The following is a 14,151-nucleotide window of genomic DNA, read 5'->3' as shown; positions in this document are numbered from 1 at the left end:
ATGGTGATCTCCCGTACCCTGGCCGCAGCTTTTTGCTGCGGCTTTTTCTTGGCGGCCGTGATCGGCGCGCCCGCCGCCGCACAAACCGCCGTGCAAACCACCGCGCCGGGCGGCACGCTCAAGCCGCGGCCCAAGGTCGCGCTGGTGCTGTCCGGCGGCGGCGCGCGCGGTTTCGCCCACATCGGCGTGCTGCGCGCCCTGCAGGAGCTGCGCGTGCCGGTCGACTTCGTGGTCGGCACCAGCATGGGCAGCGTGGTGGGCGGCGCCTACGCGGCCGGCAGCTCGGTCGAGCAGCTGGAGCAGCTGGTGCGCCGCACCGACTGGAACGCCGTGGTGGCGGACCGCCCGCCGCGCGATGAGCTGGTGTACCGCCGCCGCGAGGAGGATCTGCTGCTGCCGTCGCGCATCGAGTTCGGCGCCAAGCTCGATGGCATCTCGCTGCCGCCGGCCGCCGCCGGCAACGAGGCGCTGGAGCTGGCGCTGACCCGCGTGCTGCCGCACGGCGCGCGCGACAAGCCGGTCAACCTGCTGCAGCTGCCGTTCCGCTCGGTGGCCTCGGACCTGGTGACGGGCGAGCTGGTGGAGCTGAACGACACGCCGCTGTTCCTGGCGATGCGCGCCTCGCTGGCGGTGCCGGGCGTGTTCGCTCCGGTGCGGGTGAACCAGCGGCTGCTGGTGGACGGCGGCCTGGTGCGAAACCTGCCGGTGGACGTGGCGCGCGACATGGGCGCCGACGTCATCATCGCGGTCAACGTCGGCACGCCGCTGGCGCAGGAAAAGGAACTGATCAGCGCGGTCAGCGTGGCGCAGCAGATGCTGCAGATCCTGACCGAGCAGAACGTGCAGCGCTCACTGAAGGAGCTGCGCCCCGACGACATCCTGGTGGCGCCCGACCTGGGCGGCATCGGCTTCCTCGACTTCGCCCGCCACGACCGCGCCATGAAGGCCGGCGAGGCGGCGGTGCGGGCCATGAGCGCCAGGCTGGTCAAGCTGGCGCTGCCCGAGTCGCAGTACGCGGCGTACGAGCTGCAGCGGCTGTCGGCGCCGGTCGGCATCGACCAGCCGGTGCGGCTGGCCAAGCTGGAGGTGGCGCCGAGCGGGCGCATCAATCCGAAGGAACTGGAAGTGCAGTCCGGCCTGAAGGTGGGGCAGCCGGTGACCAGCGAGCAGGCGCAGGCGGCCGGTAACGCGCTGTTCGGGCGCGGCGACCTGGCGCGGGTGGAGACCGAGGTGCATGACGACAAGGATGGCCGCAACGTGCTGATCAAGCCGACCGAGGCCGACTGGGCCCGCAGCCGCCTGCGCGTGGGCCTGGAGCTGACCAGCGATTTTTCCGAGAACAACGCGTTCGAGCTGAAGGTGATGCATGTGCTGTCGTCGCTCAACGACTGGGGCGCCGAGCTGCGCACGGTCGGCCGGGTCGGCACCGAGCGCGCGCTGGGCGTGCAGTTCTGGCAGCCGCTGGGCGCGGGTTCGCAGTGGTATGTGGCGCCGGGGCTGCAATACGACTCGTCGGCGGTGGACATCTTCAGTCCGAGCGGCTTCCGCCAGGCGCGCTACGCCTACAACCGCCAGGTCGGCGAGCTGGCGCTGGGCCGCCAGCTGGGCCGCTGGGGCGATATCCGCTACAGCGTGTCGCGCCAGAAGCAGGTGTATCACCAGAGCATACCGGAGGACCGCACCGAGGGCTCGGACATGCAGACGGTGCAGCAGCTGTCGTTCAACATCGACAGCCTCGACACGGTGGCCTTCCCGACCCGCGGCACCTTGTTCTCGCTGGGCTGGCAGCGGCTGATGCACAGCGGCTCCACCGGCGCCGTGCCGACCACGCAGGCGGTGCAGGGGCTGCAGGCCTTCCACCTGGACCGCTGGGCCGGCCATGTGTACGCGGAATGGTCGCGCAGCCAGGGCGGGGCGTCGGCCAATACATTGGGCGGCTTCCTGCGCCTGTCGGGATCGACGCCGCAATCGATCATCGGCGACCGCACGCTGCTGGGCCGGGTGGTGATGGCGCGCAGCATCGGCGCGATGCCGGCCGCGCTGGGCGGCGATGTGCGGCTGGGCTTTTCGCTGGAGGCGGGCGGCGCGTATAGCCCGACCAGTCCGCTGCGCTGGGGTTCGCTGCACCAGGCCGCCAGCGGCTTCTTCGCGGTCGATACGCGCTTCGGTCCGCTGTACCTGGGCGCCGGCACCACCAAGGGCGGCAACAGCAGCGCCTATCTGTTCCTCGGACCTATTTGGTAAGCGAGGTGGCGGGCGCGCGCCGCAGCGCGGTGAAGGCGGCGAATTCCCACGAGCGGAAGCCGACCAGCAAGGTAAAGCCGTCGCGGTCCTGCGGCGCCAGCTTGCGGTCGCCCTGGTGCAGCCGCGCCAGCTCGCCGGCCAGTTGCTGGATGCGGCCGACCAGCTCCTCGGCGCTGGGCAGCGACAGCCGCGCGGGCAGGCACAGCAGCGTCTCGCCGGCGCCGTCGAAGCTGCCGCTGAAGTAATCGTGCACCGCGTGCTCGCGGAAGAATTGTTGCACCGGCCCGTCCGGCAGCCAGCGGAAGGCGTTCGACACGCGCAGGCGGTAGCGGTTCAGCGGTTTCAGTTCGATCACGCCCAGCCGGTCCAGTTCGGCCAGCAGCAGGATGCATTCGGGTTCGGTCAGGTTGTAGGTTTCCAGCACCTGCTCCAGGGTCCAGTGGCCCAGGCAGCAGATCGCCATCAGCAGCAGGTGGGGCTGGGCCAGCAGCGATTTTTCCTGCGTCAGCGTCAGCGCGTCCGCCTGTGGCGTGGCGTCGGCCGCGCCGCGCAGCACGTCCTCCATCGCCACCCCGGCCGCCTTGCAGATCTGCGCCAGCCGCGACAGCGACATGTCCTGCTGGCCGAACATGCGCTTGACGCTGGACTCGCTCATCGAGATCCGCTCGGCCAGCATTTTGTAGGTGACGCCGGCGGCCCGCATCTGGGTCCGCAGCACTTGCAGCAGCAATTCCGGTGAGCTCATACCCTGCCTTGGCAAAAGAATAAAAGGTATCGTAACACGGTACTTGCCGGCGTGAAAAGCGGCGCTTGGGATAATCGATTGGTACATCGCGCGTAAGTGCGCGACACTGCGGGCACGCTGTCCCTCGCAGCAGGGATGGCACCGGATAACCCGAGAGCGGGGGCCACCACCGGCGTCCGCTAACGGTTACTTTTCCTCAGGATCCGGCTTCAGGCTGATCTTCGCCAGCAGGCGCTTGGCGGCCTGCCGGTCGACCGACTGGGGCTTGGCGTGCGGCCCGGCGCCGCCGGCGCGCGCCTTGGCCGCCAGCGCCACCGGGTTGCGCGGCGGCTTCTGCGACGGCTCGACCCGTATCGTCATCTTCTGCCGCGTGGCCAGTGCCTTGTTCGCCATGATCCCTCCTTACAAGACGTAGCGCGACAGGTCTTCGTTGACCGCCAGCGCATCCAGCCGCGCGTTGACGTAGGCCGAGTCGATGGTGATGACCTTGCCGCTGTCCTCGCTGGCCGTGAACGACAATTCCTCCAGCAGCTTTTCCATCACCGTGTACAGCCGGCGGGCGCCGATGTTCTCGGTGCGCTCGTTGACCGAGTAGGCGATCTCCGCCAGCCGCGTGATGCCTTCCGGCGCGAACTCGATGGTGACGTTCTCGGTGGCCAGCAGCGCCTCGTACTGCTTGGTCAGGCAGGCGTCGGTGCTGGTGAGGATGCGCTCGAAATCGGCGATCGACAGCGACTCCAGCTCGACCCGGATCGGGAAGCGGCCCTGCAGCTCGGGGATCAGGTCCGACGGCTTGGCCAGGTGGAAGGCGCCCGAGGCGATGAACAGGATGTGGTCGGTCTTGATCATGCCGTACTTGGTGTTGACGGTCGTGCCCTCGACCAGCGGCAGCAGGTCGCGCTGCACGCCGGCGCGCGAGACGTCGGCGCCGCCCACCTCGGAGCGCGAGGCGATCTTGTCGATCTCGTCGAGGAACACGATGCCGTTCTGCTCGACGTTCTGGATGGCCTTCTGCTTCATTTCCTCGTCGTTGACCAGCTTGGCGGCTTCCTCGTCGATCAGCACCTTCATCGCTTCCTTGATCTTGACCTTGCGCGCCTTCTTGCGGTTGCCGCCGATGCCGGAGAACATCGATTTGATCTGCTCGGTCATCTCCTCCATGCCGGGCGGGGCCATGATCTCCATCTGCGGGCCGTTCTCGGCCAGCTCGATCTCGATTTCCTTGTCGTCCAGCTCGCCCTGGCGCAGGCGCTTGCGGAAGGTCTGGCGGGTGCTGTCGCCTTCCTTGCCCTCCTTGGGCGCGTCGGCTGGCGTGGCCGGGTGGAAGCCGAAGTCGCGCGCCGGCGGCAGCAGGATGTCGAGCACGCGGTCCTCGGCGGCGTCCTCGGCGCGCGCGCGCACCTTGGCCATCTCGGCCGAGCGGGTCTGCTTGACGCCGATGTCGATCAGGTCGCGGATGATGGTGTCGACGTCGCGGCCGACGTAGCCCACCTCGGTGAACTTGGTGGCCTCGATCTTGATGAAGGGCGCGTCGGCCAGCTTGGCCAGGCGGCGTGCGATCTCGGTCTTGCCGACGCCGGTCGGGCCGATCATCAGGATGTTCTTCGGCGTGATTTCGTGGCGCAGCGGCTCCTCCACCTGCTGGCGGCGCCAGCGGTTGCGCAGCGCGATGGCGACCGCCTTCTTGGCCTTGCCCTGGCCGACCACATGTTTGTCGAGCTCGCCGACGATTTCCTTCGGGGTCATGTTCATGCTGGATCCAGTGTTTCGATGATGTGGTTCAGGTTGGTGTAGATGCACAATTCGCCGGCGATGGTCAGTGACTTTTTGACGATTTCCGACGGCGACAGTTCCGTGTTTTCCACCAGCGCCTTGGCCGCCGATTGCGCGTAGCTGCCGCCGGAGCCGATGGCGCCGATGCCGTCCTCCGGCTCGAGCACGTCGCCGTTGCCGGTGATCACCAGCGTCGATTCGCTGTCGGCCACCAGCAGCATCGCCTCCAGGCGGCGTAGCACGCGGTCGGTGCGCCAGTCCTTGGCCAGCTCGACCGAGGCGCGCAGCAGGTTGCCCTGGTGTTTTTCCAGCTTGCCCTCGAAGCGGTCGAGCAGGGTGAAGGCGTCGGCCGTGCCGCCGGCGAAGCCGACCAGCACCTTGCCCTGGTAGGTCTTGCGCACCTTGCGGGCCGTGCCCTTCATGACGATGTTGCCCAGCGTGACCTGGCCGTCGCCGCCCAGCGCGACCTGCTTGCCGCGGCGCACGCACAGGATGGTGGTGCCGTGAAATTGTTCCATAGTTACCTCAAAGTAATGACGCGAACTGCTACAAGACTGAAAAGTGGGGTTGGTCCCGGAAATTGCAAGATTCAGTAGTTGTGCGGGTAAATCCTGGCGATGTCGGCAAAGCCCAGCAGGCGCAGCAGCGCCGTGACCAGGTGGTTGACGTCGCGGAACTCGATCTTCTTGTCCAGCTGGACCAGGCTGGCGTGCAGCTGGTTGGCGCAGGCGTAGTCGATGCGGCTCAGGCGCGAGCAGTCGAACACCAGGGTCTGGTATTGATCAGCATAGTGCTGGATCTGGCCGAGTAAAGGGCCGAGCTGGCCTTCGAGCAGCGGCGGCAGCATGAAGCGGTTCGGCGGCGAGGCCGAAACGAAGGCCGTTGGCCGCTGCGCCGTGGCGGTGGCCACCTTGTGCGGCGCCGTGAACGACGGCGGCGACACTTCGAAGGTGACGCAGTAGTCCATGCCGGTTTCCTCGAATTCCTTTTCGCGGTTCAGCAGTTGCAGCAGCTCCAGCAGCAGCAGCCACGGCGCCTCGGTGTCGTCGCGGCGGCCGACCGCGATGCCGTCGCGGATCAGCGCGGCCAGGCTGTCGGCGCCCACCAGGATCAGCTCGCGCTGCTGGGCCTGCAGCTTGCGCAGCGTCTCGAGCAGCAGCGCGCAGCCGGCCGGCTCGACCGCCGTCACGCGGGAAAACTCCAGCCGCAGCACGGGGCTGGCGGCGGCCGCCTGGCGCAGGCGCTCAAGCTGGGCGTCGATGTGCGGATCGAGCACGCCGGCGAAGGCTTCGGTTGGCGTCAGGCCGGCCCAGCCGGAAGAGGTTGCGGCCGGTTCGGCCGGCGCGTTCCACGGCGGCGGCGAGGTTTCAAAGGTGCTGGCGTAGTCGATCGACAGGTTGTCGAAGCGCTCGCGCTGGCCGCCGACCTGGTACAGGTCGAACAGCATCCACCAGACGGTGCGGTCGCCGCCGGCCTCGGCCACGCTGGCGGTCAGCAGCTGCTCGGCCACGGCGCCCTGGCCGTTGGCGTACAGGATGGCGATTTCCTCCACCACCGGGGCGGTCTCGGCGGCCACGGCCTGCTGCGGCAGGTCGTCGTCGCGCAGCAGGATGGTGGTGGGCAGGTCGTCCAGCGCCTGCGTGTCGGGGCCGGCGTGGGCGGCGGTCTTGGGCCTGGCCGGGCGGGCGGCGCGCTGGCTGCCCCAGGCCGGCTCCGGCTCGTTGAAGATGTCGAAGGTCATCGCCGATTCGATGGCGTCGATCTTCATCGCGGTGGCGCGGGCGATCTCGCGCTGGCGCGCCTGCTGTTGCTGGCGTTCGGTTTCGCTGTTGGCGGCCAGCCGCGCCGCCTCGTCATCCTCGCTGGGGGCGGGGGCGGGCGTTGCGTCGGTCTTCTTGAAGATGGAGAACAGTCCCACGCTGATCCTCGTCTGAACCTCGGTAGCTGCCGTAAAAAAAGCACGCGGTTGCGTGCTTTTTTTAAAGTCCGGGCGAATTAATCGCCGTACAGTTTCTGCTTCAGTTCGCGGCGCTGCTGGGCTTCCAGCGACAGCGTCGCGGTCGGACGGGCGATCAGGCGTGGAATGCCGATCGGCTCGCCGGTTTCCTCGCACCAGCCGTAGTCGCCGCCGTCGATGGCGACGATCGATTGCTGGACTTTTTTCAGCAGCTTGCGCTCGCGGTCGCGGGTGCGCAGTTCCAGCGCGTGCTCTTCTTCGATGGTGGCGCGGTCGGCCGGGTCCGGCACCAGCACGGTTTCGCGCAGGTGTTCGGTGGTTTCGCCGGCGTTCTTCAGCAGTTCTTTTTCAAGCGCTTGCAGCTTGGCTTTGAAGAAGGCCATTTGCGCCGGATTCATATAATCCTTTTCATCCATCTTCAGAATTTCTTCTTCGGTCAGGATGCGGTCGGCGGCGGCGGGGGTCGATTTATTAGTTTTGGTGGTCATAACTTCGCTTACCTTCGATACGACAGAGTTTTCAATTAATCAGCCCGGAGTTTGTGGCTATTTAGCCATCCCCACAAAACCCGGATAGTTTATACCAGACATTGTTCTAAACCGCTAATAAAGATATCTTTCGGCAGATTTTTACCGATAAACACCATTTTGCTGCCTCGAACGTCGTTTTCTCCCCATTTGGCGCCCAGGTCGCTGCCCATGATCTGGTGTACGCCCTGGAACACGACCTTGCGATCGGCGTCCTTCATGAACAATACGCCTTTGTAGCGCAGCATGCGAGGACCGTAGACATTTACCAGCCCGCCAAGGAACTCGTCGAGCTTGGCGGTGTCGAATGGGCGTGTACTTTTGAACACAAACGCGGCGATGTCGTCGCTGTGGTGGGCGTGGTGGTGGTTGTGGCCGTGGTCTCCGTGGTGGCCGTGTTCGTGATTGTGATCGTGGTTGTGGCCGCAGTGCTCGTCATGCACGTGGTCGTCGTCGTGGGCCTGGTCGGTTTCCAGGAAATCCGGGTCCAGCTCCAGCTTGTCGTTCAGGTTGAAGCCCTTCAGGTCCAGCACCTCGGACAGCGGGGCGCGGCCGAAGTCCGCCGTGCTGACCGGCGCGCGCGGGTTGATGCGCTTGAGGCGGGCGGTCAGCGTGGCCACGTCCTCGGCGCTGACCAGGTCGGTCTTGGACAGCAGCAGCTTGTCGGCGAAACCGACCTGACGCTGGGCTTCCTCGTGCTGGTCCAGCTGGTCCATGGCATGGCGGGCGTCCACCACGGTGACCACGGCGTCCAGCATGTAGTGAGTGCCCACTTCCTCGTCCACGAAGAAGGTTTGCGCCACCGGGCCGGGATTGGCCAGGCCGGTTGTTTCGATCACCACGCGGTCGAACTGCAGCTCGCCGGCTTCGCGCTTCTGCGCCAGGCCGCTGAGGGCGACGATCAGGTCGCCGCGCACGGTGCAGCAGATGCAGCCGTTGTTCATTTCCACGATCTGTTCGCCGCTGTCCTGCACCAGGATTTCGTTGTCGATGTTTTCCTGGCCAAACTCGTTTTCGATGACGGCGATGCGCATGCCGTGCTGCTCCTGCAGGATGCGGTTCAGCAGGGTGGTCTTGCCGGCGCCAAGGAAGCCGGTGAGGATGGTGGTCGGTATCAGTGCCATGGTGCTTACCAGTCTGGTCTAGAGGGAAACCCTAGATGGGGATCAAATGCAGAAATGCAACCGGCCGATTATGCCGGAATTCGGCCGACGCTAGCAATTCGTCCGATTGAGCAACCTCAGTACGGGCCGCGCTATTTTACTTTGGCGCGCGGATGGGCCTTGTCGTACACCTCGGCCAGGTGCTGGAAATCCAGCGCGGTATAGACCTGGGTCGAACTGATGCTCGAATGGCCCAGCATCTCCTGCACCGCCCGCAGGTCGCCCGACGATTGCAGCACGTGCGAGGCGAACGAGTGGCGCAGCATGTGCGGGTGCACGTGCACCGGCGCGCCGTGGGCCACGCCATGGGCCTGCAGGCGTTGCTGGATCACCCGTGGCGACACCCGCGTGCCGCGCGTGCTCAGGAACAGGGCGTTGCCGCCGTCGGTGGGCGCCGGGCGCACGGCGATCCAGGCCGCCAGCGCCTCCAATGCGGCGTTGCCGACCGGGACGACGCGCTGCTTGTTGCCCTTGCCGGTGACGACGACCTCGCGGTTGTCCAATGCCACCCAGCCCAGCGCGTCCTTGCCGGCGGTCAGGTCCAGCCCGGCCAGCTCGGACACGCGCAGGCCGCTGGAATACAACAGTTCGAACATGGCGCGGTTGCACAGCTCGGCCGCGTCCGGGGCGGCGCCGGCGCTGGGCCGGGACGGCGCCACCAGCTGCACGGCATCGTCCACCGACAGCGCGCGCGGCAGTGTCTTGGCGCGTTTGGGGGCGCGCACGCCCTGCACCGGGTTGGCCGCCAGCGCGGTCTGGCCGCCCAGCCAGTCGAAGAAGCCGCGCCAGCTCGACAGCTTGCGGGCGATCGAGCGCGGATCGAGCTCGCGCGCGTGCAGCTTGGCGGTCAGGCGGCGGATGGCGAAATGGTCGATCGCGGGCCAGTCCTGCCCGGCGGTGAGGCCGGCCAATTCCTGGAGGTCGCGCGCGTAGGCGCTGACGGTGTGGGGCGACAGCTGGCGCTGGTCGCGCAGCTGGGCCAGGTAAGCGTCGATCCAGGCCAGCTTGCTGTCCGGGCCGGCGCTCATGGCGGCGCTCAGGCCAGCAGCCAGGCCAGCGCGGTGCTGGTGGTTTCGCCGATGTGGACCAGGAAATCGGTGGCCATCAGCGAGGTGAAGCGCGCCGGGTCGGCCGAGCCCATGATCAGCAGGCCGAAGGCGTTCTTGTTGCCCGGCTTGCGCAGCGGAATGATCACGGTGGAGGTGATGCCGGTGGCGTCCTGCAGCCAGCGCACCGCCTCGAAATCCTTGTTGGTGCCGCAGTAGGGCGCCATCAGGCTGTTGGCGAAGATGCGCGCGTCTTCCGAGACGCCGTTGACGAACCATTCGCCGAGGTAGTCGGGCGCGGTGTCCCAGATGCGCAGCGTGACCTGCGGTACATCAAAACTGTTCTTCAGGCCGCTGACCACGGCGTGTGGCATGGAACCCACATCTTCGGCTTCCAGCAGCACCTTGGTCCAGCGGTGGAACTTGTTGGCGATCGCTTCGTTTTCCGACGCCAGGCGCATCAGATTGCTCATGCGCAATTCCAGCGCCTTGTACTTGTCGCGCATCACTTCCATCTGGCGCTCCTGCAGCGACACGGCGCGTCCCGTCAGCGGGCTGGCCAGTTTGATTTCTCCCAGCAATTCAGCGTGCTCTTCGAAGAAATTCGGGTGTTCGGTCAGGTATTGCGCGACGAGGGTGTGATCCAGTGGGACAGTCATTGAGGTACTTTATTTACGAGGGTGGAAAGGCAGTGTCATTCTAAACGAAAAAAAACGGACATGGTTGCCCATGCCCGTCATTCCCCAACCCAAGCGCCGGCAGTTCTTGCCGACTGCGCGGCTTAGAAGTTGTGGTGGATACCGAGGCTGTAGAAATTCAGCGTGGTAGCTGCCTTCTTGTTCGAGGCATCGATATACAGGTAGGTGCGGGCCGACAGGTTGTAGTCGTAGCCGATCGACGCTTGCTTGGTCTTGACCAGGGCTGGGTTGTTCAGCGCGTTGTCCGGGGTCTTCTGGCCATAGCCAACGCGGATCAGGCCGGCGCCGACGGTGTAGTTGGCGCCCAGCAACCAGGCCTTGGTGTTCGGATTGATCAGCGTGCTGTTGCCCTGGTCCTGCTTCTGGTAGGAACCCATCAGTTTCAGGTCGTTGATTGGTTTGAACGAGGCGCCGATCGACCACAGTTTGGTTTCGATGGCGTTTTTCTCGTACGCGGCATAGGCGGCGAACGGGCCGTTGGCGGCGGTGGCGCTCAGCGAGTAAGGCATGGTCTGCGGCGCGCTGTTGGCCGGGAACTGCGGATTGAGCGTCGTGCCCTTGCCGACGATGACCGGATTGCCGTTGGCTTCCTTGGCGGCCACGGCGACGTTCAACTGGAACATGTCGGCGATCATCGGGGTGTTATAGAACACGGCGTTCGAGAAGCGGTTGTTCGAGTTGCCGGCTGGGCTCAGCGGATCGCTGGTGTAGCCGGCCACTTGCAGGTCGGTCTGGTAGCCGGCTGGGCCTGGCATGCCGCTCCATGGTTCGAAGGCGGTGCTGGTTTCCTGGAAGGGGGTCAAGCCACGGCCCAGGCGCACGGTACCGAAGTCGCCCTGCAGGCCGACGCGGCTTTGGCCCTGGAACAACGGACGGCTGGTGGTGGCGGTGGTGTTCTCAATGACGCCGGTGTCCGGCTCGTAGCGGATCTCCAGCTGGAAGATGGCCTTCAGGCCGCTGCCCAGGTCTTCGACGCCCTTGAAACCGAGTTTGTTGTTGTCGCGCTTGCCCACCTGGGTGGTGGTGCCGGTGCGCTTGGAAATGCCTGCATCCACAGTGCCATAGATGGTCACGGACGATTGCGCGTATGCGCCAGCAAATGCGCCCATGAGAGCCAGAGCCACTAAAGATTTTTTCATTTGAGTTATTCCTTTATGAGTGAACATGCATACAGCCAAAGCTAGCGGGTCGCAAAGTCAACCCTCGATGAGAGGAACCTTAATATCTCATCAGGCCAAAAACGCTGGAATGGTTGATTATGGCGGCTAGTTTTGGTCGAAAGCCAAAGAAACCGGGCTTCTTGTTGTATTTTTGAAACGCTTGATACGCAAGCCACCAGGGCCTGTTTAACGCATTATTTCCTTTCATTCAGGCACCAAAACAGCCTTTAGCGTACAGGGCTAAACGGGGTGGGACGCTTGTGCAAAATCAAAGCGAACCGCATATTCTTTAGGGTGTGGCGCCGATCGCACGCTACACTCATAAGTAGCAACGGTCGCCTAGGCTGCACAGACAGCACGGCTGCGCCCGCTTCGATGAATCGGACGAATAGTGAGACGATGGCAAATCGAGAAGAGTTAGGGATCATCCGGGGGGCGCGCGCGGGAGATGCGGTCTGCCAACTGGCGCTGGGCAAGCTCTACTTGTTCGGCGGCGCGGGTTTGCCGCTCAGCCTGCCCACGGCACTGCATTGGCTGAACCGCGCCGCGCTGCAGGAGCAGGACGAGGCCTGGATGTTGATCGGCAACTACGTTCCATTCGAGCACGCACAACATTGCCTGCCGTCCGCGCTGTCCTGGTACGACCGCGCCTACGACGCCGGCGTCGAACAGGCCGGCCTGGTGCTGGCGCAACTGGTGTTGAACCACGCCGCGCCGCCGGAAGCGTTGCATCTGCGCGACAAGGCGCTGCTGGCGCTGGAGACCGCCGCGCGCGGCGGCTCGGCCGAGGCGCAATGGCTGTTGGCGCACCAGACCGGCGCGCCGTCGCCGACGCCGGTGGCGCCGTTGCCATCCCGGCGTGGCGTCCCGCTGTCGCACCGCGCCAACGCCCGCCAGCAGTGGTTGGACCGGGCGGCCGACGGCGGCCTGGCCGCTGCCCAGTACGCGGTGCTGGAACAAGCCTGGCACGGCGACCGCGCGGCGTTTTTGCAACGGGCGCTGCCGCTGGCGCGCAAGCTGCTGGACGGCGCCCCGGCCGATGCCGAGGCGGCCCGCGCGGTCGACTGGCCGCTCGAGCCGGTCCAGCTGACGCTGCTGTCGCGCTGCGCCGCGCTGCTTGACGAGGAGGCCGGCCGCCACGCCGAGTTCCGCGACGAACTGCACCATTGCCGCGAACTGGCCGCCCACGGCGGCGACCGTCAGGCCCAGTTGGCGCTGGGCTTGTGGTTCGCCCGCATGGATGGCGACGGCCGGCGGCAAGTCAACGGCATCGCCGCCGTCAATTTCAAGCGCGCCATACGCTGGCTGACGCAAGCGGGCGAGCAGGGCCTGGCCGACGCCTGGTACGCGCTGTCGCGCATTTATCTGAAACCGGAATTTTCCCAGCGCTGCGTGGCCGAGGCCCAGGGCTACCTGGAGCGGGCGGCCGACATGGGCCACTGCGCCGCGCAGCTGGAATGCGGCATGTACGCCTGGCGCAACCGCCGCGCCGACGAGCAGAGCGACGTGCGCGCGGCCTACTGGCTGCAGAAGGCCGCGGCCCAGGGCTGCGACGAGGCCGAGGCGGCGCTGGCGCGCATCGGCGCGGCGCCCAAGGAGTCGGACTGGGCCGAAGCCATCCTGCGCCACATGTCGCGCGAGGCGCTGGAAAGCCAGCCGTTGCTGGCGGCGCGCCTGACCCTGGCCCAGCTGTTCGGGCTGAGCCGCGCGGAAGCGTTGTTGCTGGATGTGAAAGCGGCCGACCAGGGCCATTGCCTGGTGGTGGATATCCGCGCCAGTTACGGCCGCAGCAAGCGGCGCCTGGTGTTGCTGCGCACCGCGCGCGAGCGGCAGGCGCTGGACCGCATCGGCCGATTGTTCGAGAATCTCGACAACGGCCCGGACGGACTGGAAGGCAATTACCGCCAGCGCCTGTACCGGCTCAAGACCTGGTTGCCAGGCGCCGACGAACGGCTGGCGGCCTGAGCCAGCTTTAAATTTCTATCTCGCCCTCGAACACCGTCACGGCAGGGCCGGTCAGCCATACCGGCTGGCCCACGCCCGCCCAGCTGATCGACAACTGGCCGCCGCGCGCATCCACGCGCACCGGGCTGTCGAGCAGGCCGCGGCGGATGCCGGCCACCACGGCTGCGCACGAGCCGGTGCCGCAGGCCAGCGTTTCGCCCACGCCGCGCTCGAACACGCGCAGCTTGATGTGGTTGCGGCCGACGATCTGCATGAAGCCGGCGTTGACCCGGTTCGGGAAGCGCGCATGATGCTCGATCAGCGGCCCGGTCAGTTCCACCGGCGCGGCGTCGACATCGTCGACGATCTGCACCGCGTGCGGATTGCCCATCGACACCACGGAAATGAGCACGCTCTCGCGCGCGCCGCCCAGCTCCAGCACCAGCGGCCACAGCGTGTCTTCGCCCTGGCGCTCGCCGTGCAGGCCCTCGGCGTCGAACGGCACGCGCTGCGGTTCCAGCACCGGCGCGCCCATGTCGACCGTGATGCTGCCGTCCAGCTCCAGCCGCGGCGCGATCACGCCGGCCTTGGTCTGCACCGTGATGCTGCGCTGCGCGGTCAGGCCTTTTTCCGCCACGAACTTGACGAAGGCGCGCGAACCGTTGCCGCACTGCTCGACCTCGCCGCCGTCGGCGTTGAAGATGCGGTAGCGGAAATCGCAGCCTGGCTCGGTGGGTTTTTCCACCAGCAGGATCTGGTCGGCGCCCACGCCGAAGCGGCGGTCGCCCAGCAGCTGCCATTGCGCGGGCGAGAAGTCGATGTGCTGGTTGATGCCGTCGATGACCACGAAGTCATTGCCGGCGCCGTGCATTTTGGTGAATTTGAGTTTCATCT

The 14,151-nt window shown here is 66.2% G+C and carries 13 protein-coding genes; 2 read left to right on the top strand and 11 right to left on the bottom strand.

Annotated elements, in window-relative coordinates; all coding sequences use genetic code 11:
- Positions 1 to 2,244, top strand: a complete 2,244-nt coding sequence (locus ACUJB0_RS17360) for a patatin-like phospholipase family protein (RefSeq protein ID WP_444846285.1) — start codon at positions 1 to 3, stop codon at positions 2,242 to 2,244.
- On the opposite strand, the gene ACUJB0_RS17355 is transcribed toward ACUJB0_RS17360, so the two are convergent.
- The 10 genes from ACUJB0_RS17355 to ACUJB0_RS17310 form a co-directional block, all read right to left on the bottom strand.
- A complete protein-coding gene (locus ACUJB0_RS17355) occupies positions 2,234 to 2,989 on the bottom strand; it encodes a helix-turn-helix domain-containing protein (RefSeq protein ID WP_161091712.1) in 756 nt (251 codons plus the stop codon). The genes ACUJB0_RS17360 and ACUJB0_RS17355 overlap by 11 nt on opposite strands.
- A 186-nt stretch (positions 2,990 to 3,175) precedes the next feature.
- Complete coding sequence (locus tag ACUJB0_RS17350; protein WP_117012640.1) at positions 3,176 to 3,382, bottom strand: hypothetical protein; 207 nt, start codon at positions 3,380 to 3,382, stop codon at positions 3,176 to 3,178.
- Positions 3,383 to 3,391: 9 nt separating this feature from the next.
- Complete coding sequence (gene hslU, locus ACUJB0_RS17345; RefSeq protein ID WP_444846284.1) at positions 3,392 to 4,741, bottom strand: ATP-dependent protease ATPase subunit HslU; 1,350 nt, start codon at positions 4,739 to 4,741, stop codon at positions 3,392 to 3,394.
- Positions 4,738 to 5,280: an ATP-dependent protease subunit HslV gene (gene hslV, locus ACUJB0_RS17340; RefSeq protein ID WP_444846283.1), complete on the bottom strand. Its 543-nt coding sequence runs from the start codon at positions 5,278 to 5,280 to the stop codon at positions 4,738 to 4,740. The genes hslU and hslV overlap by 4 nt, the downstream gene beginning before the upstream one ends.
- Before the next feature lie 71 nt (positions 5,281 to 5,351).
- Positions 5,352 to 6,680 carry an STAS domain-containing protein gene (locus tag ACUJB0_RS17335; protein WP_444846282.1) on the bottom strand — a complete coding sequence of 443 codons (1,329 nt, stop codon included), beginning with the start codon at positions 6,678 to 6,680 and terminating at the stop codon, positions 5,352 to 5,354.
- Between the two features lie 77 nt (positions 6,681 to 6,757).
- Positions 6,758 to 7,207, bottom strand: coding sequence for an RNA polymerase-binding protein DksA (dksA, locus tag ACUJB0_RS17330; RefSeq protein WP_070271465.1), 450 nt, complete (start codon positions 7,205 to 7,207; stop codon positions 6,758 to 6,760).
- Between the two features lie 89 nt (positions 7,208 to 7,296).
- Entirely contained in the window at positions 7,297 to 8,370 is a 1,074-nt protein-coding gene (locus ACUJB0_RS17325) for a CobW family GTP-binding protein (RefSeq protein ID WP_444846281.1), read from the bottom strand.
- 131 nt (positions 8,371 to 8,501) lie between these two features.
- Positions 8,502 to 9,437: a tyrosine recombinase XerC gene (locus ACUJB0_RS17320; RefSeq protein WP_444846280.1), complete on the bottom strand. Its 936-nt coding sequence runs from the start codon at positions 9,435 to 9,437 to the stop codon at positions 8,502 to 8,504.
- An 8-nt stretch (positions 9,438 to 9,445) separates the two neighbouring features.
- A complete protein-coding gene (locus ACUJB0_RS17315; protein ID WP_161091705.1) occupies positions 9,446 to 10,114 on the bottom strand; it encodes a DUF484 family protein in 669 nt (222 codons plus the stop codon).
- A 122-nt stretch (positions 10,115 to 10,236) separates the two neighbouring features.
- The gene (locus ACUJB0_RS17310) at positions 10,237 to 11,292 is read right to left on the bottom strand and encodes a porin (RefSeq protein WP_506737533.1); all 1,056 of its coding nucleotides are present in this window, start codon (positions 11,290 to 11,292) and stop codon (positions 10,237 to 10,239) included.
- A 420-nt stretch (positions 11,293 to 11,712) separates the two neighbouring features.
- Between ACUJB0_RS17310 and ACUJB0_RS17305 the strand changes: the two genes are divergently transcribed.
- Positions 11,713 to 13,278, top strand: a complete 1,566-nt coding sequence (locus tag ACUJB0_RS17305) for a hypothetical protein (RefSeq protein WP_444846278.1) — start codon at positions 11,713 to 11,715, stop codon at positions 13,276 to 13,278.
- A gap of 7 nt (positions 13,279 to 13,285) precedes the next feature.
- Here ACUJB0_RS17305 and dapF read toward each other — a convergent pair whose 3' ends face one another.
- Positions 13,286 to 14,149: a diaminopimelate epimerase gene (gene dapF / locus ACUJB0_RS17300; protein ID WP_161092259.1), complete on the bottom strand. Its 864-nt coding sequence runs from the start codon at positions 14,147 to 14,149 to the stop codon at positions 13,286 to 13,288.
- Positions 14,150 to 14,151: the final 2 nt, after the last annotated feature.

It is taken from the genome of Duganella caerulea, assembly GCF_040362985.1.
Taxonomy (GTDB): domain Bacteria; phylum Pseudomonadota; class Gammaproteobacteria; order Burkholderiales; family Burkholderiaceae_D; genus Rugamonas; species Rugamonas vulcania.
This window is presented reverse-complemented; position numbering and strand designations above follow the sequence as displayed.